The following is a 22,021-nucleotide window of genomic DNA, read 5'->3' as shown; positions in this document are numbered from 1 at the left end:
CAACCCAGCCCTCTCCTCAGTGGGGGTGTCCCTGCCTACCCCCCCTCCCTCATGAGCCCATGGGTGGGGGGCCCATGCGATTTTAAATCCGGGAGGAGGGGGGTAGGCCGGCACCCTCCTCCCCCCAATAGTGAGTAACGTTCCCATGCCGGCCGTGATCGTTTATCCGCCCCCTGACGGTGCCGGGGAGTTTGAAGGGTTCTTAAAATGAGTATGTAGGGAAATTTCCCGCAGCGTAAAGGGGGGTCCCGGGTAACCCCCCCCACCACCAGGCAGGGGGGGTAGGGGGTAGGGGCCACCCCCTCCATCTGGTGCCCTACCCGAGCCTGACCGGGCTCGCCTGGACCGTATCCTTCTCCACTGCCACGGCCGTGCCGTACGCGAGCAGCTCGGTCATCGTCTGCCCGATCTCGGAGGAGTCGAACTGCACGCTGATCACCGCATTGGCCCCCATCTCCTTCGCGTGGTCGCGGAGCCGGTTGAGCGCCTGCTCGCGGGACTGGTTTAAGAGTTCCGTGTACTCGTGGATCTCGCCGCCGGCAAGGGAGCGGAGCCCGGCCGTGATGTTCCGGCCGAGCCCCCGGCTCCGCACGATAAGCCCCCACGTGAACCCGAGGGTCTTTGTGATCTTATAGCCGGGCAGGTACGGAGTGCTGACGATAATGATCTCGGTTGTCAAGGATTTCACCGGTACAACAATCGTATCTGAAATATTAGATATTCTCTCCTCCCCCTGCTGCATCAGCACTTCTCTTCGCAGTCGGAAGCCGCGAGCGCATCATCGCCGGATTTGATCGCGCAGTTCTCAACGCAGGCCTTGCAGCTGGCAAACTGCGGGGATGTGACGAGCGAGCACGAGCCGTTGCTGCCTGAACTGCACTGCGCATACAGCCGGCACTTGTCCCCAGTCTGGTATTCCTGGGTGCATACCTGGGGTACGTTTGTCCCGCAGGCAAGGTCGGGACCGTGACACGTGGTGAACCCGCAGGATGACGACGACTGCCCCAGGGTAACACCGGGCGATACCGGTGTGACGGGTGTCGTGCTGACGGGGAATGATGAGGTGCAGCCGGCAACGAGCAGGGCCATGGCGAGAACGGCCGTGCACACGGAAAAGGCGGGGATCTGATCTTTCATGGAATCACATCTGTTTACAGTACAGAATACCTCCTGGCAATATTTATGGGTTTATTCAACTGCGGGAATTTTTTAGAACCCTGCGATAAGGGACAGTATCCCGGATGCACCCGGCCCGGGGACGGAACGGGATCCCGACTCCCTGCTATGATCCAAACCGATTAATCCCGGCAGGGAAAATACCCGGTATAGCTCGTGCAGACCATGGCAGAAAAACACACCCAGGCAATCCCGCCATCCCGTGGCGGTATGAAGATCGTTGTCAGTAAAGACGGCCCCTACCTCGTTTCCGGGGGCATCCCCCTGATCCGGGAGGAGATCTGCAATGATGATGAAGGGTACTGCCGGACCTGGAAGGAAGTGTTCCGGTATCCCGTCACGAAGAGCTATGCCCTCTGCCGGTGCGGCCACTCGGGGAACAAGCCGTTCTGTGACGGCACGCATGCATCGGTCCACTTCGACGGGACGGAGCGCGCCGGCAGCGAGTCCTACCTCAGGCACCCAAAAAAGATCCAGGGGCCGACGCTGGAACTGGACGACGTGGAGGACCTCTGCGTCCATGCCCGGTTCTGCATGCGGGCCGGGGGGATCTGGAACCTGACCCGGCAGTCGGATATCCCGGAGGCCCGGGAGACCGCGATCGAGGAGGGATGCAGCTGCCCCTCGGGCCGGCTCGTTGTTCACGACCGGAAGACCGGGAAGGCGATCGAGCCGGTACTGGAGAAATCGATCGTAGTCATCGAGTACCCGCCGCGGGCCGAGCACGGGCCGCTCTGGGTCAGGGGCGGGATCCCGGTCGTGTCCGGGGACGGGAAGCCGTACACGATCCGGAACCGGGTCACCCTCTGCCGGTGCGGGAAGTCCGGCAATAAGCCGTTCTGCGACGGCAGTCACGTGGAGAGGCAGGGGCCAGGGCCGGGCTCCTCACCGGATACGTGATTCCTGACTGCCGTTTCCCTGTGGCGGTTCCGTAAGCAGGGAAACAGGGCATATTGACCGTAGTACCGCCGGTGTTCTTGTCATACAAAAAAGAAATTTTTTCTGCGTGTTCCTGTCAAGGGTTCCCGTATGCCGGGAATGGATGGCAGAAACCTGCTCATGAAATCTGATGGGCGACAGACGGGAAGCTGATCTGGTTGTAATACGTTGCCTGGTACCCGTCCGGGAACGTGATGGTCATCACCTGGGGCGCCATGTTGACCGAGTTGATGCCGGCCCACCAGGACTGCTGGATCTGGTTCTGGGCGTTGACAAACGAGAATGCCGGTGTCGTTATCGTTTCTGTCCCGTTCGACTGGCTGACCGCGGCAAAAGACGGGATCATCACGTCGGCAGAGGAACTGTCCGCTTTTACCACGGTGACCTGCTCGTTGAGGTTGTTCTCAAGAGCGTTCCTCAGCTCGTCCGAGGGATTGGCGACATTGAAGAATATCGCAGCCTGTTCCGCGAACGTGAGCTGGTACTGGAAATCAACCTGTGCATTTCCGCTCGTATCAATGTTTATGGTGAGCGCTTTTGCCGTGAGTGCCTGTGCTGGCATAACTGCCATGGCAAGGAGGCAGAGGCATCCGATAATGAGGTAGGTGCTCTTCATATGTGTCAAGTTTACTTTACATTTCCATGTATATACGCTTGCTCCTCAAAGCAGGTACTGAGCGGTGTGCCTGTCAGGTGCCGGACCGGCAGACCCGGGATCCTTCATACCCTGTACGGGGAAAATGCGGGGTATACACAAAAGCGCGTCACCCGTTTCCCTGAGGGCAGGCGTTTAATTTTCAGCTCTTGGGGAAATCATTACAAACGGCAACGCTCCCGGGGGTTTCATCCCCACCGCTGTGGCAAGCCCTGCATGCGAGAACTCCCCTGATCTGGAATGAGTAATATCCCCTCTTTTATATACCGGATATGTTGAACACTTCTTTATTGTCAGGAGGTTTCGATATGCCAAATCCAAAAGACGGAAAACTGGAACTGTTGACGGATAAGAACAGCGTACTCGTACTCGTGGACTACCAGCCGGCAATGTTTGCCGGGGTCGCATCGGGAGACAAGACGATCATCCGGAACGCGGCAACCTGTGCGGCAAAAGCCGCCTCGATTCTCGGCGTCCCGGTCGTCCTCTCTGCGATAGGGCCCCAGCGCAACGGGGAGTTCATGGCGGATGTCACGAAGATCTTCCCGGGCCAGGAAGTGTTTGCCCGGGCAGTGCCGAGTTTTGACGCGTTCGAAGACGAGAAGACCTGGAATGCCTTTAAGAAGACAGGCAGGAAAAAAGTGGTCATCTCGGGACTCTGGACCAGCATGTGCTTTGCCTATACCGCCCTGCATGCACTGAAAGAAGGGTATGAGGTGTACGGGCTGGTAGATGCAGCCGGGGATTCGACACCGGACGCCCACAAGTACGGGATCGAGAGGATGCTCCAGGCAGGAGTCATTCCCATAACGACCGAGTCGCTGGTCTCGGAATGGATGCATGACTGGGGCAACCCGAAGTCAATGGACCTGATAAAAGACGTGTATTCGAAATACGGCTACATGATCGGGTTCCAGTAAGTGACCCGGGAGAGGGTGGCGGGCACTTCGGGAATGTCCTGGCGGCTAAGTACCGAACCGGTAACAACCCGGGGGGACCGCCAGCTCGAACCGGGCCCCTTTCCCATAGGTCCCGGTCTCGGCAATAGTAATGCCGGTGATCGAGAGGATCTCTGACGACAGGAAGAGACCAAGGCCGGTATTTTTCCCAAATCCCTTGGAGAAGATGTGGGCTTTGTCACCGGCTTCGATACCCGCGCCATTATCCCCAAACGTAATGATGAGCGCCCCGCCGGGCCCGGGGGAGGAGGAGATGCGGATCTCAGAGAGTGTGCTGCCGCCATACCGAAGGGCATTGTCGAGGAGGTTGTAAAAGACCTTCCCGAACAGTGCATCGGCGTTCACTTCAAGGTCTGACCTGTCCACGGTCATCCGTACATCTCTCATCGGGAGTGAGGTCATCGCGTATTTCACTACCGCGTCCACGTTCTGCCATGACGGGGCCTTCACGCCCATATCTTCATAATCCCGGGTAAAACTGATATGGCGCTCGATAATATCCACAATTTTAACCTCCTTGATGAAATACTCCGCAAGCTCGGCCGGCTTGTCGATCGCTTCCTCGTTCAGCTGGAGATAGGCCTTCAGGGCCATCAGCTGGTTACTGAGATCGTGCCGGGTGATGCTGGAGAGAAGGTTGAGTTTCCTGTTGGCCATGCGGAGCGCGTCTTCCGCAACACGGAGTCCGGTAATATCGTGGATGATACCTTCGAGGCCCTGGACCCTCCCTTCTGCGTCCCGGTGGAAGTGGCTGCTCACGGTCACGTACCGGACCGTGCCGTCCTTTTGCCGGAGCCGGAGCGGGTAGCTGGCAACTGCTCCCTTTTCTTTAACGAGAGCGAGGATCCGGTCCCGCTCATCCGGGTCCACGTACATGTCCCGGGCATTCAGGCCGATCATCTCATCAAGGGAATTATAGCCCGCGAGGTTCACCCCTGCCGGGCTGATCATCGTGATCCTCCCCTCCAGGTCAGTCCGGTAGAACATATCCTGCATATTCTCGATGATCGTCCGGTACTTCTCCTCGCTCTCCCGGAGCTCGCAGGCCTGACGCCCGAACTCGCGTTTCCTGACGATCTGGTAATAACGGATGAGGAAGACGCTGTCGGCAATGATCAGTACGAGGAGGAATGTAGTGGTGATGAAGGTGAACTGGAGCCCGGGATCGGCAAAAGCGAGGTCCGACCACTGCACCGCAAGCCACCAGTACGGGACGAGGATTGCCGCGAGGACCACCGCAAAGAGCAATGCACCCGGGACCGGGCCCCACACCGGCGGCCAGAACTTTTTCTGGCGGTCTGCAGGACTCTCCGGGCACTCCATATCCGGGATTAATAAGATCGATCCCTATTATATTGTTTGGGTTTGTATTGTACTCTGATCCATGACGACCAGCGACGGGCTTCCACCGGCGGACCCGGCAGGCAGCCACCATCCCCCGTTTTCCATCTGTCTCGGGCTGTTCTTCCTGCTGCTCTGCATCAATGCACTCCTCGCCAGGTTTGCGGTCATCTCCTTTGCCGTGGGGCCGGGCATTTCGTCGTTCTATATCGTGGTTGCCCTGATGGTTGTCTTTACCCTCTGGTTCGGTATGTGGGGGGCGACAGCCGCGTATGCCGGGTGTTTCATCGGCGCAGGACTGCTGAGCGGGATCCCTGCGGATGTCAACCTGTTCTGGTCGCTCGCAGATTTCTGGCAGGTGCTCATTCCCCTGGTCGCCTTCCGGTATCTCCAGGCGGACCCGGCTCTTGCCAGCAGGCGGGATCTCGCAATCGTGCTGGTCTTTGGCGTTCTTCTCAATAACCTCAGCGGGGCACTCTGGGGGTCCGTCACGCTCGTTCTCGGGGGCGTGATCCCGTGGAGTAGCGCCGGGTCCGCGTTCTCCGCGTGGTGGCTGGGGAACAGTGTCGTCTGCCTGATCCTTGTTCCCGCGATACTGTACATTTTCACTCCCATCGTGCGGACGCACGAACTCTTTGTCAACGCATACTGGCACTGACCCGGGTTACCTGCTGTACCAGGGATCCCACAAGCGACGCGGGGAGACCGGACCCTTTCAATTTTGCGTTCCGCTATTCCGCTGGAGCATTCCTCCGTTTGCTTCCGTTATCCTGTCCACAACGATAGTATCGGGTGCTGCCCGGGTGATTGCCCTTCTCCCGGAGGAAACAAATGTACAACCCGGGTCGGCACAACCCGTGTCGGGAAACCTGATAATCCGGGAGATCCGTACCCATTATCAGTGATACTATGGAGATTACACCGGACATACACCAGGTGGACGGGGTCAACGGGAACAGTTACATCCTCGTCCGCGATGGCCTGACGGTTATCGATACGGGCATTCCAGGCAGCGGGAAGAAGATCCTTGCCTATATCAGGGAGGATCTCCACCGGGATCCGCGGGAGATCAGGAACATCATCATCACGCATTTCCACATGGACCATATCGGTGGCGTAGCAGCGCTTAAAAAGGCGGCTCCCGGTGCAAAAGTCGCAGTTGGCGAGGCCGATGCAGGATATGTCACCGGGGCACTCGCCCTGCCGGTTCACCCGGGCTTCCGCGGTCTCCTGCTGCGCATCGTGGGCATGGTCATGAAACCGGGGGACTTCACACCTGACCGGCTCCTCAAAAACGGGGACGTGACCGACGGCCTCACCTGCATCGCCATACCGGGACACACGCCCGGCAGCATCGGGCTGCTGGATGAAGCGACCGGGACGTTCTTTGCCGGGGATATCCTCCGGTATGACGGGAAGGCCCTCGCCGAAGGGCCGGCACAGTTCACGATGGACCTGTCCCGGCAGCGCCAGTCCCTCCGGACAATCTCCGGCCTCGATTTCGACCTGTTGCTCACGGGCCACGGCGTGCCGCTCCGGCCCGGGGCATCGGCAGCCGTGCGGGAGTTCGTAAAAACCCTTCCCTCGGAAGTTTGAGCCCAGCGCATCGCACAGGGAGGGTATTTTCCAAAGAAAAGTCCGGTTCATGTGGCGGGCCCGCGGGCATTCCCGGTTGTCTCTCTCTTTTAAACGGGGCTCTCAAGGACCGGTCCTTCCGGATCACCGGGGGAACCGCGATACGGCTTGTGGCACTACCGATCAATACCGGGTTGCACGTACCCTTCCCGGTTACCGGTCACACCACCGGACCGGTATACCCCCTTCGGGACAAGGATCTCGAACCTTGCACCCGTGCCAGGTTCACCGGTTTCGATGATGGTGATGCCGGTGATTGCGAGGATCTCGCGGGAGAGGAAGAGGCCAAGGCCGGTGTGATGCCCGAATCCCCGTTCGAAGAGGCGCTTTTTGTCCTCCGCGGATATCCCCCCACCATTATCCTCAACGGAGATCACCAGTCCCGTTTCGGATTCCTGCGAAGTGATGCGGATCATGGTCATCTTCTGCCCCCCGTACCGCAGGGCATTGTCGATCAGGTTGTAAAACACCCGCTCAAACAGCGGATCGGCAAAAACATCGAGATCGCTGACTTCCGCGGCAACCCGGATGTCCCGCACAGGCAGCGATGCCAGTGCTTTCCGGATACTCTCTTCCACGTCCTCCCAGACGGGGGATTTCACGCCCAGGTCCTGGTACTCCTTGGTGAACGTGATCTGGCGTTCCATCGCATTAACGGCCCGCTCTTCCTTGAGGATGAACTCCGAGGTTTTTACCGCATCGCTGAGGGTCTCGCGGGAGAGCTCGAGATAAGCCTTGAGGGCAAAGATCTGGTTCTTTATGTCGTGCCGGGTGATGCTCGAGAGCAGGTTCAGCTTGGTATTGGCCTGCCTCAGCGCCTCTTCTGCCAGGTTGCGTTCGGTCACGTCCTGGACGATCGAATGGAGAAGCTTCTGGCCGCCCAGCGTGACAGGTGCACTGAACACCTCGACATCACGGATCTCCCCGTTCTTTTTCCGGTGCCGGAACTGGAAGACTTCTCCATGGTTTTCAACTGCATGGGACATATTCTTCCTGGTGATATCCGGTTCAGCGATGTTGATCTCCGTGATCACCATGCCGGAGAGTTCCTCACTGGTGTAACCATAGTAGCGGCTGGCGGAGGAGTTCGCGTCCACGATACGGCCGGTGGCCGGGTTGACAATGAACATGACTGCATCGTTGAGCTCGAACATATCGCGGTACCGCTTCTCGCTCTCCCGGAGCGCCTCCTCCGCACGTTTACGTCCGGTAATGTCCCGGGCTATGGCCGATGCCCCCTGGACCGTCCCCTTCCTGTCTTTTATCGGCGAGATTGTCAGGGACACATCAATAACCCGGCCATCTTTTGTCCTGCGCTTTGTTTCGAGGTGGCTGATCAGCTCACCGCCCCGGATCCTCTCCAGGATCCCCGGGGTTTCGTCACGTTCCCCCGGCGGTACCAGGAAGGAGACCGGTTTACCGGTTGCTTCTTCAGCCGTATAACCATAGAGATGTTCAGCGCCTGTATTCCATGAAACAATGATCCCGTCCAGGTTCTTTCCGATAATGGCATCGTCAGAGAACTCTACGATGGCAGCCAGGCGGAGGTGCTCCTCAGCAGCCCGTTTGAGATCGGTGATATCCTCAAATACCGCAACGAAATCTCCTTTCGCCGGGGAGAAGACCGAGACTTTCAGCCACATCTTCAGCGGTGTGAAATCGATCTCGAACGTCTCGGGTCTTCCCGTGGATGCCACGCGCCCGTACGTATCGAAGAGTTCGGGGGTCTGGGTACGGATGTCCGGTATTGCTTCCAGTACCCGCTTCCCGGTAATATCCTTCAGGCCGGTCAGCCGCCCGAATGCCGTATTCACCTCAAGGTACACCCAGTCGGAAGGCCTGCCATCCGCATCGTAGATCATCCTGCAGTAAGCGAACCCCTCAAGCATATTTTCAAAGAGCGCTCGCAACTTCTTCTCGCTCTCCCGGATGGCGTTCTGGTCTTCACACAGGTGCTCCGAAAGATATGCCACCACTGCTGCGACCCCGACAAATGCAAAAAACCGCAACCATGCCCCGCTTATAACGTCCGCCTGGCCTGCATCATAGAGATAGACGAGCCCGACATATACCAGGGACACGAATGTCGCAAGTACGAACCCGCGGTACCGGTAATGGTAGGCAAGGAGGATCACCGGGAAGTAATACAGGTGCATGAAGATGGTCGTGATACCCTGCAACAGGCAGTAGATGGTAAAGAATACGACGCCTGTAGTGCTGGCAACAATGAGTGACAGCCACATGATCTCAGAAAATATTCCGTTGTGGGTGCTGTCGGGTCCGCCCGGGCTGGAACCAAAGTTATTCATGCGGGATTTCCCTGTTCAGGTGCACTGGTTCAGCCATGCGTCTCCTCTGCGTTCGCAAGCAGCAGGTGTGGTTCCATGCTTTCCGGTGATCGTGACTGCCAACTCCTTTCCTGCATGGCGGAGTCGCATACGATAATGCATCACCCCGCCGTTGTCTGGTATGCTTGTGTTGGGCTCATACTTCATAATGCTATTTCTTGTTACAGGGGAGGAAGAGTGAATTATGATTTTTGTATCCGGTCCCTGCCATCTTTTGCGGGATTGATGAGTTCGCGCTAACCAGGAAATAATCACCTATAAACCCAAAAAGTGTCCACAGTTAGTCAAGAGACTTTTCCATGCGGCTGAACTCCTGCAAGAAGACCTATAACACCGAGACCCAGCGGGCAGCCCCGCTTGATACGACCCTCGCCCGCATCGAACCGCTGGTACCCGCGGCAGGGATCACACGGGTCGCCGACATAACGAGCCTCGACCGGATCGGTATCCCGGTCTTCTCCTGCATACGCCCGACCGCAATGGACGGTGCGATCACGGTGTATAACGGCAAGGGGGCAACTGTCGAGGAGTCGCGGATCTCCGCCATCATGGAAGGCATCGAGCGGTACTCGTCCGAGCTGCACGACCGGAGGCCGGAGCTCGCGCCCTACGGCGAAGTGCGGATGAGGGGCAAAAATGTGCTCGACCCGGCGGACCTGATCCTCCCGGAGTGTGCAGAGCTCGAACGGCTGATGCCGTGGACGGAAGGCTGGGATATTGCCCGTGACGAGCCGGTCCTTGTCCCGTCCCACGCGGTCTTCCACCCGCTCCCCCCCAACTACCGGGGGCCGTTCCGCACGAATACAAACGGCCTTGCTTCGGGAAACACCTTCGAGGAAGCAGTCTTTCACGCCCTCTCCGAGGTGATCGAACGGGATGCCTGGTCGCTCGTCGAGGCCTGCCGCGACACCGGGCCGTGCGTCACGGGCATCACGGACCCGGCCCTCACCGCCATGCAGGATAAGTTTGCACATGCACAGGTCGAGGTGCGGGTGCGGGACATCACGAGCGATATCGGCATCCCGACCATGGCGGCAGTAGCCGATGACGTGCTCTTAAAAGATCCGCTCCTCCTCACGATCGGGATCGGGACGCACACAAGCGCCCGGATCGCGGTAATGCGGGCGCTCACGGAAGTGGCGCAGAGCCGGCTTACCCAGATCCACGGGGCCCGGGAGGACACGACCATCGCGGAGATGCGGAAGAAGATGGGCTACGAGCGGACGAAACGGATCAACGGGTACTGGTTCAGGGATAACGGCACCGTGGACTACGCCCGGGTCCGCTCGTCCGACACGGATGACTTCAAAACGGATATCGAAAATATCATTGCGGCCCTGAAGAAGCAGGGCATGGACCGGGTCATCATCGTCGACCTGACCCGGGAAGAGATCGGTGTCCCGGTCGTCCGGGTGATCGTGCCGGGCCTCGAGGTCTTTGCCATGGACCAGGAGCGCCGCGGCGAGCGGGTGAACAATGCAAAAGATCATCGTCTTTCTCGGGCCCAGCCTTGATCGGGAAGCCGCAGAGGCGATCCTCCCCGCCGAGTACCGCCCCCCGGCAAAGAGAGGGGACCTCATCCGGGCGGCTGAAGACGGTGCAACAGTCATCGGCCTGATCGACGGCGTCTTCCACCAGGAGTCAGCAGTCGCCCATCGCGAGATCCTCGCTGCGCTCAGGAAGGGCGTCCGGGTCATCGGTGCGTCGAGCATGGGTGCCCTCCGCGCTGCCGAGATGGACACGCTGGGCATGGTGGGTATCGGCGAAGTCTACCGGATGTATAAAACCGGGGAACTCATATCAGACGACGAAGTGGCGCTTGTCTTCGATCCGGTCTCGGGGTACTCGCTCTCGGAGCCGCTCGTCAATATCCGTTTTACGCTCCGGAAGGCCCGGGACGCCGGGGTCATCAGCCGGGAGGAGCACGACGCCCTGCTCGCCGCTGCCCGGTCGGTCTTCTACCCCCACCGGACGTATGCCCGGATCGCTGCGGCAGCCGCCGGGCCTGCCGGGACCGGGACGCAGGAGCGGTTCCTTGCATGGGTCGGGGAGCACGCCTGTGACCGGAAGCGGCTGGATGCGATCGAGGCGCTGGAGTATATTGCCGGCCTCGGCGTTGAATAGCCCCGCGTTCGTGATTGTGCGGTGTCCTGCCCGGATAACCGTGAATATCCGGTCGCCTGCCCGGCAACATATAATAGCGATCCTGACCAAGCCATCATAATCCATGATCCAGTCACCCGGCTTTCCGGTATCTGACAGGACCCGGACACTCCACCTGTCACAGACAGATCTCGTCCGGTTCGTTGTGATCGGTGCGATCACCCTGTCGATCGCCGGCGTCACATTCCTCTCCGCGGCTGCCGGGTACGGTGCCATTGTACCCCAGCTCTTTTATTTCCCCATCCTGTATACTACGTATTTCTATCCCGGCCGTGGCGTTTACGTGGCCAGTTGCAGCGCAGCTGCATACCTGGTCATCGCAGGCCCGTTTGCCATGCCGAATCCGCTCCTCGTGGCCGGGATTTGCTTCCAGGCGCTGCTCTTCATCGGCATTGCCGCCGGGTCAGGATATATCCTGAAGACCCGGATACTCCGTCCCTACGCGGAACCGGAAGAGGATGCCGGTGCGATACATACGATGATCCGGACCGGTGAGTGCGATCACGTGGAATTCAAGCTCCGGTCGCTCTGGAGCATGGATCTTACAAAGGAGGATATCCAGGCAAGCCAGTCTGCCGAAGTGCGGAAATACCGGAACAATGCCTCGAAATTCATCATCGCCCGGTCGATCGCCGGGTTCCTGAACACCGATGGCGGGGATCTCGTGATAGGGATCCGGGAGGACCGGATGCTCAGTACGACAGAAATAGTCGGTATCGAGGATGAGTACTCCCTCCTCCAGGAAATGGATCGCAACCCCGATGGGTACCGGCGGATGCTGATCGATTCCGTAGTCAGGAAATATCTCCCGGAGATCTTCGACTCGGCCAGCCGGTTCATCCGGATATCGTTCCCGGTGATAGGCGGCAGGACACTCTGCCACGTGCACGTCAGGCCCACCGAACGGCCGGTCTTTGTCGATACCGGCAGCGAGGAACTCTTCTTTATCCGGGTTGATGCATCCACCCGGGCCCTGGCCGGGAAGGCAATGACACGTTACATCCTGAACCGGTTCTCGTCTTCGTAAGCTCTCGCGAGAGAGATTACCCGGGCTTGCGTTAACGGGAGGGCATTGGGAGGGGACGGTGATCGTTATGACGGTAACTCCGGCGATGAGTGAAAAAATGGGGAGGTAACAGCGAGTTCCCCCATATTCCCTGCATTACATGACGGCCCCCTCATTCAGGCTGCCGGTAAAAAAGATCAGATTCCGGCAGGATAAATATCGTCTGACCAAAAACATCCCGTATGCACCACTCCGTTCATCCGGGTATTCCCGGGAGAAAAAATGGATGATGCCTGACACACTCACAATGCAAGGGAATTGATCACGGCAAGACCGTTTTTGAGATCGCTCATGACGATCATATCCGATGACAGGGTATAGAGGGTATCCTCAATGTACAGGGATCGTTTGACCGGTGACGGGGAACCGGAGCTGGAATCGTAATGCTCGACGGTTCCTTTCAGGTGGAATCCCTGTGAAGGGGTTACGCTGAAAACGTAGGCACCGCCCCAGATGCCGGCGTCTTCCGGCGGCTGGTACTTCTTGTAGGCAACCGATCCGGACTGCCCGTACAGCTGTACCGGCAGGACGAGAAGGTTCATGTCCTTATCGAACAGGAACGCCTTGGGATCCCGCAGGACTTCCGAATCACTCCCCCGTCCCCCGAGTTCAATGCTGTCGACAACCGACGGGGCACTTACGTTCGTGACATTGAACAAGGCGAGCCTGACGCCTCCGTTGCTGGACTCTCTCCCTACACTGATCATGTAGGACTCGTCATAGGGATGCAGGTAACCGGCATAGCCCGGGAGCTGGAGTTCCCCGAGTATGTGCAGGTTTGCCGGGTCGGAGAGATCGATCACCAGGAGCGGATCGGACTCCCGGTGCATTGCCATGTAGAGCCGGCTGCCGACAAACCGGGCGGCAGAGATCTGCTCGCCGGGTGCGATCTTCTTAAGGCTCCCGATCTCCTTCATGCTGCTGTCAAGGACATAGACCGTGCTGAAGTACCCCTTGTACTTACCGGCCCCCTCGATCCCGGTTGTGGCGAGCCGGAGGTTACCTCCCGATTCGTCGAGGGAATACTGGCTGAGCAGGACCCCGTTCACGGTTCCCTGGGCGGCATACGCGATCTTCCCGTTATCAAGCGTGAACGCGTAGATATCGGTCTGCATCGCCCCGCTGTCATCGGCGGGGGTCGCGATCCCGATATACATGCGTGCCGGGGAGACATAGACCGTTCCCGCGGACCCGATCAGGAATGTCTTTGCCCTCACCGGCGCTTTCGCGGCAATATCAACGGCCCCGATCATCGAATAGGAGAACTCCTTGTCCGTCCGGTCGAAGTAGTAGACATTCGGTGTTACGGTCCCTTTTGCATAATCGAGGATCTGCGGGAACGTGTTCCCGTCAGGGGAAGTTCCTGCCGTACTCGTAGTGATGAAATAGAGATACGAGTCGATCATCCGGGAATCCGAATAGGAGCCATCGATGGCAATCTGGCGGACAAGTTCCGGGTGGGCGGGATCGGAGACCTCGTACGTGAAGATCAGGGTTTTCGGCCGGGACCAGGAGGCATCCGTACAGCCGATCTTTGCACATTGCCAGAACTCCCTTGTATCACTCTCTTCGCTGATCACGACCAGCCGGTCCCCGTTGAGATACAGGGCCTGCGGGGATCCGGAAAATTTCAGGGTAGCCACGATCTTCGCATGTTCTGCTGGATATGCATCGATTATCCGGAGCGTGTTGCCGGTAACCGTGTAAATGTAGGTCCCGTTGGTCTTGACGATATCTGCCTCTTCAACATCCCGGACCTGGACATTGGTGGTGGAATATTTGCGGTCTTCTGCTGACGTGGGAACAGCCGTCACCGCTACTGCCGTTGCCACCGGTGCCACGACCCGGGGTGCATCCGAGGCTTTTACGGTCCCGGTCGCCCCGCTGAATTCCCCGCTCTGGCTCTTCTGCGTAGGTCTGAATGAGGAGGAATAGACCTGGACGAGCAGCTCATCGTCCGCAGGAATATTGGTAGTACCGGTGATCGTGAACCGGTCCCCGACATAGTGGTCGCTAACCGGATCGATGGTGATGTAATAATCGGTCCCACCTGAAGAGGAAGAGCCGGCCCCTGCGAGTTTCGGGAACGGGCCGGCCGACCGGTCGAGCACGTTGAAGAGAGTTGAGGCCTGGGCATTCTGCAGGACAGCATCAGCCGTAATGATATATTCATCCGGTTTAAATGTCGAGGTATCGACATCAAAACTCCAGGTCCGATCTCCTCCCGCTCCCGTGAAGACAGCAGTTGTTTTTGGTGCAGGTGTCCCGGTACTGGAACCGGAATAACCTTCCCCGGTGTCCGTATGCGAGATGAGGAACTTCTGTGCCTGTTCCTCGGAAGAAAATTCCGGGATGTCCCCCATATCGGACCCGATACCCGTCTGGCCGATGGAAACCTGGGGAAGTATCGCAGTACAGTCGCCGAACGGCCCCGTCTGGGTCAGCATCAGCATGCCAAGGCATGCAATGACGCCGAGGATAATGCCGGCGATTAAAAATATTCCTGTAGTTTTTGGGAGCATGTGAATCACTCATGGGTGATGATACCGGGTAATAAACGATTTATGAGCAAACACTCTACACATCTGCCGGATCCGGGATTATACAGACAGGATATGGATTTTTACCGGGATCACCATCAATGGTTAAAAAAACGCGAGAAATTCTGATAGCGCTCGCGATGAATGAAAAAAATAGTACGGTTATCCGGAAAAATCCTGCGAAAAACCCGTTAAAAAAATAACACTATCCTTTGTGAATTTCAAAAAAACAGATTATTCCACTTTTGCCCAGACGTACGCGAACCGCTGGAATGCGGTGATATGGCCGAAGAACCCGAAGAGGACAAAGAGCCAGCCGAACCACGACAGGCCGAAGAATACCGCCGGTGCAAAGACCTCGAGGCACCCGACCGCGAGGATGAGGACGAGCCTGTCGGCCCGGCCGAGAAGGCCGCCGTAAACCCGCCCGACCCCTACGGCCTGCGCCTGCGTGCCGAGATACGAGGCCATCAGGACCCCGGTCAGCGCGAAGACGCCAATCTGCCACGGTACGAGCCCGCCGGCAAAGATACCGGTTATGATGAAGATGTCCGCGTACCGGTCCACTGCATGGTCGAGGAAGTCGCCCCGCCTGCTCTGTACCTGCATCTCCCGGGCAACGGCCCCGTCCATTGCATCGCAGAAGGCATTGAGGGCAACGGCAAGGATACCCCAGATCTCCATACGGAGGAAGAAGAAGACCCCTGCGGCCGCCGAAGCAAGAAGGGCGGCGATCGTGAAGAAATTCGGGGTGAGCCGGCACCGGATTGCAATGGCTACGAGCGGATCGAAATAGACTTTAACATGGGAACGGTACTGATCGAGGGTCATGGCTGGATCTCCAGGTAGCCGGACCAGTCGATATGGCCGAAATCTGCCGGTATCTCATCTCTGGCGAACTGTTCGATCCTGTCTGCACAGAACGGGGCGTCCCGGCCGGTAGTGTCGAGTTCGAGGATACGGGAAGGGTCGTGCTCCTCCACGGTCTCGATGAGGCAGGCATCGAGCGCTTCGGCTTCGGCATTTTCCCGGATCTTTGCTTCCCGGTACTTGCGTTGCGCCAGCCGTACCTTCAGCTCGTCGGGCCGGCAGCGGAGCACAACGACACGGTCGCAGGGCAGGAAGTGGGCGAAATGGCCCTCCACGAACCCGTCCACGGGTTTGAATTCCGCGGCCCACCGGTCAACATCGATGATCCGGCTGTCCCGGTCCTCGTCCTCACCGACCACGTATGGTGCTACCGTATCGTTGAGGTGGACAACCCGGTGCCCCCGGTGCGCCAGCTCGTCGCCGATTATCGATTTGCCGGTGCCCGGGGTCCCGGTGATGCCGCACATCATAAGGAGTTGATCACCTGTATGAACTGTTCGTTCTCCCAGTCTTCGCCTATACTGACCCGGATATAGTGGTCCTCAAGGCCCGCGAAGCTCCGGCAGGAGCGGACTACGACGCCCTGTCGTGCCAGTTCCTCCACCATCGCGTCGCTTGTGTGGGGAGCGACATCGATCATCACGAAGTTTGCATCGGACGGCAGGACCGGGTACTTCACTTCCTCCGTGATGCGTTTGCGCCACTCCCGGACATGGGCAATGAAGCGTTCCGCGTGCTCCTTGTCGCCAAGCGCTGCTGCTGCCGCTGCTGCCGAGACCGAGTTGACAGTGAACGGCGTGCCGGCCCGCTGGTACCAGGGTGGCAGCCAGCGGGGGGTGAAGGCGTACCCGATCCGGAGGCCGGCGAGCGAGTGGACCTTGGAGAAGGTCCGGCCGAGGACGAGGTTCTCGTACCGCTTCATCAGCGGGAGGTAGTCGATCCCGGAGAACTCCACGTAGGCGTTGTCAAGGAAGAGGAGGCCTTCGATCCCTGCGAGGATCTCTTCCACATCCTGAGTAGACGTTGCGTTCCCTGTCGGGTTGTTGGGGGAGCAGAGGAAGGTGATCTTCGCGATCTTCGCCGCCTTGATCAGCTTCTTTGTGTCCACGGAGAAGTCCGCTTCCCGCGGGACCGTGACTACTTCGGCTCCCTGCCCCATCGCCGCAAGGGCATAGAACGAGAAGGATGGCGTGGAGATTGCAACCTGGTCGCCGGGGTCCACGAGCGTGCGGATGATAGTCTCGATGACGCCGTCCATACCCACGCCCGTGACAAAGTGGTAGTCGCCGTAGGTGGACCTGAGGGCGTTCATCAGCACGTTCACCCGCTCGTCCGGGTACCGGTTGACTGTCCTGAGTGCCGCTTCCGCTGCTTCGAGCGCTGCCGGGGAGAGCGGCCCGGGGTTCTCGTTGCTCGCGAGCCGGGCTATGCGGCTCATCCCGTACTCGCGGGCGATATCTTCTGCCTTCTTTGCAAAGACATAGCCGCTCTTCTTCTTATAGCATGACCTGACCAATTGCTCCATCGATCACCCTGACCACCTGGTCTATCTCGGCGTCGGTTATTGTCAGGGGCGGGACCAGACGCAGGTTCCCGTCCGCTGCACAGTTGATGAGCACGCCCTGCTCTGCACACTTCTTCTGGATCTCAGGGCACTTATCCCCTATGGTGATGCCAATCATCAGCCCCCGCACGCGGGGGTTGTACTTCTTCAGGCCATCAGCAAACCGGGCACCCTTGCGGGAGACGTCGGGCAGGATCTTTTCGATCACGCCGATGGTGGCGAGCGCGGCGGCACAGGCCAGCGGCCCGCCGGCAAACGTGCTCCCGTGCTCGCCCTTTTTGAACTCGAGCCCTTCCCGGGCGGCAATCGCACCCATCGGGAATCCGCTGGCAATCCCCTTGGCAAGCGTGACCACATCGGGTGTTACGCCGGTGTGCTGCATGGCGAGCCATTTTCCCGTGCGTCCCATACCGGTCTGCACTTCGTCGACGATCATCAGGGCGCCGGTCTCGTCACAGATCTCGCGGATGCCTTCGATGAAGCTGTCCGGGGGGATGATGACCCCGGCTTCTCCCTGGATCGGTTCCACGAAGACCCCTGCCGTTTCCTTGTCCACGACTTTCCTGAGCGCGTCAACGTCCCCGTATTCCACAAACGTCTTTATGATGCCGAGCGGCTCGAACGGTTCGCGGATTGAGGGTTTGTGCGTGACAGCAAGGGAGCCGACCGTGCGCCCGTGGAACCCGTGGGTGAAAGCGACAAACTTCTTCCTGCCGGTCCGGACCCGGGCAAGTTTCAGGGCCGCATCCGTTGCTTCCGCCCCGGAGTTTGAGAAGAATGTCTTGTGCATGCCGGTGATCTCCACGATCTTCTGTGCCATTTCGCCCTGGTGCGGGACATAGTAGAGATTGGAGCAGTGGATCAGCTGGTGTGCCTGATCGCAGATCGCCTTCACTACTGCCGGGTGGCAGTGGCCGGTGCTGCAGACGGCAATTCCTGCAACGCAGTCGATATATTCCCTGCCGTCTGCGTCCCAGACTTTCGATCCCTCACCCTTTACGATGGCAATATCACGGGAGAACGCTGGCATGTAGTAGCGTTCGTCAAGTGCTTTGAACTGGCTGGTTTTTTCCATTCCCATCACGTTAACAACTTTTTAATTCTGCTTTTGGTTCGTCTTCCGGTGCCTGCATCCATTCGCAGGATTATTCGTATTCGATCGTTGCCGGGGGTTTTGCGGTGATATCGTATACCACCCGCGAAACGCTCGGGATGTCTGCGGTGATTCTCGATCCGATCCTCGTAAGATGCTCGAACGGGATGTTGATCGGATCGGCGGTCATCCCGTCCCTTGAATTGACCGCACGGACCGCAACGATCCAGCCGTGAATACGGTTGTCACCCTTGACACCGGTGCCAAGGCCGAGGAGGGCGGCAAAGCACTGCCATGGCTGGTACTTCTCTACGAGTTCCTCCTCGACGATCCAGTTCGCCTCGCGGATGACGGCAACTTTTTCCCGGGTAACCTCGCCGAGCACCCGGACCGCAAGGCCGGGTCCCGGGAACGGCATCCGGTGCTGGATCTCCTTTGGGAGCCCGAGAGCGCCTGCAACCTCCCGGACCTCATCCTTATAGAGGTCGCGGATAGGTTCTATGACTTTTGTGAACTCCATGTGGAGCGGCATGCCGCCCACGTTGTGGTGGCTCTTGATTCCCCCCTCGCTCTCGATCCGGTCGGGATAGATCGTTCCCTGAAGCAGGCACGTTGCGCCCTGCTTCCTGGCCTCGCGTTCGAAGACCCGGATGAACCGCTCGCCGATCGCCTTCCTCTTGGCCTCGGGGTCCGTGATCCCCTTCAGGGAATCGAGGAACTCGTCGCCGGCATCGACGATATTGAGATGGATGTTGCCAAAGATCGTCCGGATGCGTTCGGTCTCCCCCTTGCGCATCAGGCCCGTGTCTATGTAGATCGGTATCAGGTTGTCGCCGATCGCCCGGGCGGCAAGGGCTGCGCAGACCGAACTGTCTACGCCGCCGGATAACGCCACGACGACTTTCTCACTGCCGGCTGCGGCCTTGATCACGGCTACGGACTGGCTGATAAACTTCTCTGTATTGACCATGGTGATCTCCCTTCTCTCCCAAACCTTATTTTGTCCGCTTGTTCGCCCCGCATGCCTCGACAAATCCCAGGTAAGGCGGCGACGGTTTTGTGGGCCGGGACTTGAACTCGGGGTGGAACTGCGTTGCAAAGAAGAACGGGTGCCCGGGGAGTTCGAGGCACTCCATCCTGTTCTTGTTGGTTGCCGAGAAGACCAGGCCGGCTTTCTCGAGTTTTCCGATAAACCCGGGGTTCACCTCGTACCGGTGGCGGTGCCGCTCGACGATCTGTTTCTCACTATAGAGTTTTGATGCGAGGGTGCCGCTCCTGATATCCGCAGTGTAGTTCCCAAGGCGCATAGTCCCGCCCAGTTCGTTGAGCCCTTCCTGTTCCGGCAGGAGGGCGATCACGTGCGAGCCATCACCGAACTCCTCGCTCGTCGCGTCTGCGATACCCGCCTTGTGCCGGGCGAATTCGACCGTTGCCAGCTGGAACCCGAGACAGAGGCCGAGGAAGGGAATGTTGTTCTCCCGGGCAAACTGGATCGCTTCGATCTTCCCTTCGATGCCCCGCTTCCCGAAGCCGCCGGGGATGAGAATCCCGTCATAGTCCTTGAGCGTGGACCTCTCGTACCGCTCCGCATCCAGCCACGCGATCTTGACTTCCGTTGAGAGTGCCCGGCCGGCGTGCTTGAGGGATTCCTTGATACTGATATATACGTCCTCGATCCCGTACTTGCTGACGATCGCCACCGTCACCCGGTTCGTGTACTCCTTGTTCACGATCCGGTACCAGGCCGTGTCCGCCTCTTTCCGGTCAAGCCCGAAGTGCGTGGAGAGCACATCGGCGATGCCCTCCTTCTCCATCTCCATCGGGACCGCGTAGGTGTCCGGTGCGGTCGCAGCAGAGATAACCGCATTCTGGGGGAGATCGCAGAACGCGGAGATCTTGCGCTTGGTGCCGGCGCTGATAGGGTTCTCGCTCCTCCCGACGATGATATCCGCGTGGAGGCCCAGTTCCCGGAGGGCCCTGACCGAGTGCTGGGTGGGCTTGGTCTTCATGTCCCCCATCGTGTCCTCAGGGATCAGGGTCACATGGATCAGGACATAATCGTGGGGCGGAAGTTCTCCCCGCATCTGGCGGATCGCCTCGAGGAACGGCATGCTCTCGATGTCGCCAACGGTACCTCCTACTTCGATCAGGCAGATGTCCGCCGTTGTCCCGTTCGGGAACTCCTCTTCTGCCGCTTGCCGGATACAGGTCTTGATCTGGTCGGTGATATGGGGGATGATCTGGACGGTCTCGCCCAGGAAGTCGCCGCGGCGCTCCTTGTCGATGACCGTGCGGTATACCTTGCCGGTGGTGATGTTGTGGGAGGCGGTGAGCTCGATGTCGAGGAAACGTTCGTAGTTGCCGAGATCAAGGTCTACTTCGCTCCCGTCCTTTAAGACGAAGACTTCACCGTGCTGGGCCGGGTTCATCGTCCCTGCATCGATATTCAGGTAGGGGTCGATCTTGACCGCAGTCACCCGGTAGCCCCGGTTTTTCAGGATCCGTCCCACGGATGCGGCCGTGATCCCTTTGCCCAGACCGCTCATCACTCCGCCGGTAATAATGATGTATTTCACTAGAGATCTCCCCGATTGCTGTATATTTTGCTCACTATCCGTATTAGTGTTACCTTATTATTGGTGGGAACGCCGTTTGGTGAAGCCAGGACATTCATAAGCATACCACATTCACAAGTACCGGTAGATCAGACTCCGTTTCCGGCATTTCGCCTTTAAGCAAGATTAATTTGAGCAGACACGAAAATATGTACCCATGATCCCCGGAAAATGTATCAAAATGGGGGGTATTCTCCTCCTGCTTGCCTGTATCCTGCAGCCGGTCATGGCTGCTGGCACACCGGTCCATGATAACGCAACGAACGATTTTAACCTTGCAGAGGTTGCGATTGCCGGCGGGCAGTATAACCTGTCGGTCCAGTATTTCGACATGGCCCTTGCGGATAACACCACCCTCCTTGGAGAGGGTGACGGCCTGATGTACGTGTACAAAGACAAGGCAGCAGCACTTGCCGAGCTCGGGCAGTACAACGAAGCGCTCAAAACAGCAGACACTGGCATAATCCAGTTCCCCAACAGCACCGGGTTATGGAACAACAAGGGCTTCATTTACGCAAAGCAGGGAGACTACAATAATGCCGTGGATGCATACAACCATGCAGTAGGTATTGACCCTGCGTACCTGAAAGGCTGGCTCAACCTGGGTAACGCTTCCGTAGCGGCCGGGAAATACAGCGGAGCTGTCGACGCCTATAACAAGGCACTCGCCCTTGACCCGAATAACACCGAAGCAGAAACCGGGCTTGCACAGGCAGAGAACGGTGCATCCTCGCCACTCACTTCACCGGTAACTATCGCTCTTGTCATTATCGTCGTTATTGCGGCAGCCGGTGCCGTTTGGTACGTAAAATTCCGCAGGACCGATGGGAAAAAACCCGGGAATAAGAAAGCGGAAGGAAAGAAGAAATAATCCTGACTTTTTTTAAATTATTTTTGGTCTGTAGAAAACCTCATAATCGCTGACACTCTTTTGGGCTTTGCCCCCGCCGCTATGGCATCCCCCGGTTGCGATGACGACGTATTACCTGCCATTTGACCCGGGTCATCGCACTGCACCCCGTCCCCCGCGGGGACTGGTGACGCAAGAGGGGGGCAG

Annotated in this window: 21 protein-coding genes; 8 read left to right on the top strand and 13 right to left on the bottom strand. The window is 58.5% G+C overall.

Annotation, left to right across the window (positions count from 1 at the left end; translation table 11 throughout):
• Positions 1-316: 316 nt before the first annotated feature.
• Positions 317-688 carry a heavy metal-binding domain-containing protein gene (locus tag WBL42_RS11160; protein ID WP_424721355.1) on the bottom strand — a complete coding sequence of 124 codons (372 nt, stop codon included), beginning with the start codon at positions 686-688 and terminating at the stop codon, positions 317-319.
• 53 nt (positions 689-741) lie between these two features.
• A complete protein-coding gene (locus WBL42_RS11155) occupies positions 742-1,137 on the bottom strand; it encodes a hypothetical protein (RefSeq protein ID WP_424721354.1) in 396 nt (131 codons plus the stop codon).
• 204 nt (positions 1,138-1,341) lie between these two features.
• On the opposite strand from WBL42_RS11155, the gene WBL42_RS11150 reads away from it, so the two are divergent.
• Entirely contained in the window at positions 1,342-2,076 is a 735-nt protein-coding gene (locus WBL42_RS11150) for a CDGSH iron-sulfur domain-containing protein (protein ID WP_424721356.1), read from the top strand.
• 157 nt (positions 2,077-2,233) lie between these two features.
• On the opposite strand, the gene WBL42_RS11145 is transcribed toward WBL42_RS11150, so the two are convergent.
• A complete protein-coding gene (locus WBL42_RS11145; protein ID WP_424721353.1) occupies positions 2,234-2,731 on the bottom strand; it encodes a hypothetical protein in 498 nt (165 codons plus the stop codon).
• Positions 2,732-3,078: 347 nt separating this feature from the next.
• On the opposite strand from WBL42_RS11145, the gene WBL42_RS11140 reads away from it, so the two are divergent.
• Positions 3,079-3,690 (top strand): isochorismatase family protein, encoded by a 612-nt coding sequence (locus WBL42_RS11140; protein WP_424721352.1) that lies wholly within the window; start codon positions 3,079-3,081, stop codon positions 3,688-3,690.
• A gap of 45 nt (positions 3,691-3,735) precedes the next feature.
• On the opposite strand, the gene WBL42_RS11135 is transcribed toward WBL42_RS11140, so the two are convergent.
• Positions 3,736-5,052, bottom strand: coding sequence for a PAS domain S-box protein (locus WBL42_RS11135; protein WP_424721351.1), 1,317 nt, complete (start codon positions 5,050-5,052; stop codon positions 3,736-3,738).
• A 61-nt stretch (positions 5,053-5,113) separates the two neighbouring features.
• On the opposite strand from WBL42_RS11135, the gene WBL42_RS11130 reads away from it, so the two are divergent.
• Positions 5,114-5,728: a hypothetical protein gene (locus WBL42_RS11130; RefSeq protein ID WP_424721350.1), complete on the top strand. Its 615-nt coding sequence runs from the start codon at positions 5,114-5,116 to the stop codon at positions 5,726-5,728.
• 251 nt (positions 5,729-5,979) lie between these two features.
• Complete coding sequence (locus tag WBL42_RS11125; protein WP_424721349.1) at positions 5,980-6,666, top strand: MBL fold metallo-hydrolase; 687 nt, start codon at positions 5,980-5,982, stop codon at positions 6,664-6,666.
• A gap of 155 nt (positions 6,667-6,821) precedes the next feature.
• Here WBL42_RS11125 and WBL42_RS11120 read toward each other — a convergent pair whose 3' ends face one another.
• The gene (locus tag WBL42_RS11120; protein ID WP_424721348.1) at positions 6,822-9,014 is read right to left on the bottom strand and encodes a PAS domain S-box protein; all 2,193 of its coding nucleotides are present in this window, start codon (positions 9,012-9,014) and stop codon (positions 6,822-6,824) included.
• A gap of 15 nt (positions 9,015-9,029) precedes the next feature.
• Positions 9,030-9,200 (bottom strand): hypothetical protein, encoded by a 171-nt coding sequence (locus WBL42_RS11115; protein WP_424721347.1) that lies wholly within the window; start codon positions 9,198-9,200, stop codon positions 9,030-9,032.
• Positions 9,201-9,352: 152 nt separating this feature from the next.
• Between WBL42_RS11115 and WBL42_RS11110 the strand changes: the two genes are divergently transcribed.
• The 3 genes from WBL42_RS11110 (at position 9,353) to WBL42_RS11100 (ending at position 12,243) form a co-directional block, all read left to right on the top strand.
• Complete coding sequence (locus WBL42_RS11110; RefSeq protein ID WP_424721346.1) at positions 9,353-10,567, top strand: YcaO-related McrA-glycine thioamidation protein; 1,215 nt, start codon at positions 9,353-9,355, stop codon at positions 10,565-10,567.
• Entirely contained in the window at positions 10,530-11,177 is a 648-nt protein-coding gene (locus WBL42_RS11105) for a TfuA-related McrA-glycine thioamidation protein (protein WP_424721345.1), read from the top strand. Before WBL42_RS11110 ends, WBL42_RS11105 begins: the two co-directional genes overlap by 38 nt.
• A gap of 103 nt (positions 11,178-11,280) precedes the next feature.
• The gene (locus tag WBL42_RS11100; protein WP_424721344.1) at positions 11,281-12,243 is read left to right on the top strand and encodes a helix-turn-helix domain-containing protein; all 963 of its coding nucleotides are present in this window, start codon (positions 11,281-11,283) and stop codon (positions 12,241-12,243) included.
• A gap of 281 nt (positions 12,244-12,524) precedes the next feature.
• Here the strand turns inward: WBL42_RS11100 and WBL42_RS11095 are convergent, their stop codons facing one another.
• The 7 genes from WBL42_RS11095 to WBL42_RS11065 form a co-directional block, all read right to left on the bottom strand.
• Positions 12,525-14,804, bottom strand: coding sequence for a beta-propeller domain-containing protein (locus tag WBL42_RS11095; protein WP_424721343.1), 2,280 nt, complete (start codon positions 14,802-14,804; stop codon positions 12,525-12,527).
• 252 nt (positions 14,805-15,056) lie between these two features.
• The gene (locus WBL42_RS11090) at positions 15,057-15,653 is read right to left on the bottom strand and encodes a CDP-alcohol phosphatidyltransferase family protein (protein WP_424721342.1); all 597 of its coding nucleotides are present in this window, start codon (positions 15,651-15,653) and stop codon (positions 15,057-15,059) included.
• Entirely contained in the window at positions 15,650-16,162 is a 513-nt protein-coding gene (locus WBL42_RS11085) for an adenylate kinase family protein (RefSeq protein ID WP_424721341.1), read from the bottom strand. The genes WBL42_RS11090 and WBL42_RS11085 overlap by 4 nt, the downstream gene beginning before the upstream one ends.
• Complete coding sequence (hisC, locus tag WBL42_RS11080) at positions 16,159-17,217, bottom strand: histidinol-phosphate transaminase (RefSeq protein WP_424721340.1); 1,059 nt, start codon at positions 17,215-17,217, stop codon at positions 16,159-16,161. The genes WBL42_RS11085 and hisC overlap by 4 nt, the downstream gene beginning before the upstream one ends.
• Positions 17,189-18,337: an aspartate aminotransferase family protein gene (locus tag WBL42_RS11075; protein ID WP_424721339.1), complete on the bottom strand. Its 1,149-nt coding sequence runs from the start codon at positions 18,335-18,337 to the stop codon at positions 17,189-17,191. Before WBL42_RS11075 ends, hisC begins: the two co-directional genes overlap by 29 nt.
• Before the next feature lie 64 nt (positions 18,338-18,401).
• Positions 18,402-19,319 carry a glutamine-hydrolyzing GMP synthase gene (gene guaA / locus WBL42_RS11070; protein WP_424721338.1) on the bottom strand — a complete coding sequence of 306 codons (918 nt, stop codon included), beginning with the start codon at positions 19,317-19,319 and terminating at the stop codon, positions 18,402-18,404.
• Between the two features lie 25 nt (positions 19,320-19,344).
• Complete coding sequence (locus tag WBL42_RS11065; protein WP_424721337.1) at positions 19,345-20,925, bottom strand: CTP synthase; 1,581 nt, start codon at positions 20,923-20,925, stop codon at positions 19,345-19,347.
• Between the two features lie 196 nt (positions 20,926-21,121).
• Between WBL42_RS11065 and WBL42_RS11060 the strand changes: the two genes are divergently transcribed.
• A complete protein-coding gene (locus WBL42_RS11060; RefSeq protein WP_424721336.1) occupies positions 21,122-21,835 on the top strand; it encodes a tetratricopeptide repeat protein in 714 nt (237 codons plus the stop codon).
• Positions 21,836-22,021: the final 186 nt, after the last annotated feature.

Origin of the sequence: Methanoregula sp. (assembly GCF_049686655.1) — an archaeon.
GTDB lineage: Archaea > Halobacteriota > Methanomicrobia > Methanomicrobiales > Methanospirillaceae > Methanoregula.
Note: the sequence above shows the minus strand (reverse complement) of the source record. Positions and strands in the feature narration are given on the sequence as shown.

Bases quoted from the DNA above. Each gene is read 5' to 3' on its own strand.
- WBL42_RS11090 (WP_424721342.1), bottom strand. From the start codon at position 15,653: ATGACCCTCGATCAGTACCGTTCCCATGTTAAAGTCTATTTCGATCCG.
- WBL42_RS11060 (WP_424721336.1), top strand. From the start codon at position 21,122: ATGATCCCCGGAAAATGTATCAAAATGGGGGGTATTCTCCTCCTGCTT.
- WBL42_RS11110 (WP_424721346.1), top strand. From the start codon at position 9,353: ATGCGGCTGAACTCCTGCAAGAAGACCTATAACACCGAGACCCAGCGG.
- WBL42_RS11085 (WP_424721341.1), bottom strand. From the start codon at position 16,162: ATGATGTGCGGCATCACCGGGACCCCGGGCACCGGCAAATCGATAATC.
- WBL42_RS11120 (WP_424721348.1), bottom strand. From the start codon at position 9,014: ATGAATAACTTTGGTTCCAGCCCGGGCGGACCCGACAGCACCCACAAC.
- WBL42_RS11100 (WP_424721344.1), top strand. From the start codon at position 11,281: ATGATCCAGTCACCCGGCTTTCCGGTATCTGACAGGACCCGGACACTC.
- WBL42_RS11115 (WP_424721347.1), bottom strand. From the start codon at position 9,200: ATGAAGTATGAGCCCAACACAAGCATACCAGACAACGGCGGGGTGATG.
- guaA (WP_424721338.1), bottom strand. From the start codon at position 19,319: ATGGTCAATACAGAGAAGTTTATCAGCCAGTCCGTAGCCGTGATCAAG.
- WBL42_RS11135 (WP_424721351.1), bottom strand. From the start codon at position 5,052: ATGGAGTGCCCGGAGAGTCCTGCAGACCGCCAGAAAAAGTTCTGGCCG.
- WBL42_RS11140 (WP_424721352.1), top strand. From the start codon at position 3,079: ATGCCAAATCCAAAAGACGGAAAACTGGAACTGTTGACGGATAAGAAC.
- WBL42_RS11075 (WP_424721339.1), bottom strand. From the start codon at position 18,337: ATGGGAATGGAAAAAACCAGCCAGTTCAAAGCACTTGACGAACGCTAC.
- WBL42_RS11105 (WP_424721345.1), top strand. From the start codon at position 10,530: ATGCAAAAGATCATCGTCTTTCTCGGGCCCAGCCTTGATCGGGAAGCC.
- WBL42_RS11155 (WP_424721354.1), bottom strand. From the start codon at position 1,137: ATGAAAGATCAGATCCCCGCCTTTTCCGTGTGCACGGCCGTTCTCGCC.
- WBL42_RS11125 (WP_424721349.1), top strand. From the start codon at position 5,980: ATGGAGATTACACCGGACATACACCAGGTGGACGGGGTCAACGGGAAC.
- hisC (WP_424721340.1), bottom strand. From the start codon at position 17,217: ATGGAGCAATTGGTCAGGTCATGCTATAAGAAGAAGAGCGGCTATGTC.
- WBL42_RS11130 (WP_424721350.1), top strand. From the start codon at position 5,114: ATGACGACCAGCGACGGGCTTCCACCGGCGGACCCGGCAGGCAGCCAC.
- WBL42_RS11145 (WP_424721353.1), bottom strand. From the start codon at position 2,731: ATGAAGAGCACCTACCTCATTATCGGATGCCTCTGCCTCCTTGCCATG.
- WBL42_RS11150 (WP_424721356.1), top strand. From the start codon at position 1,342: ATGGCAGAAAAACACACCCAGGCAATCCCGCCATCCCGTGGCGGTATG.
- WBL42_RS11095 (WP_424721343.1), bottom strand. From the start codon at position 14,804: ATGCTCCCAAAAACTACAGGAATATTTTTAATCGCCGGCATTATCCTC.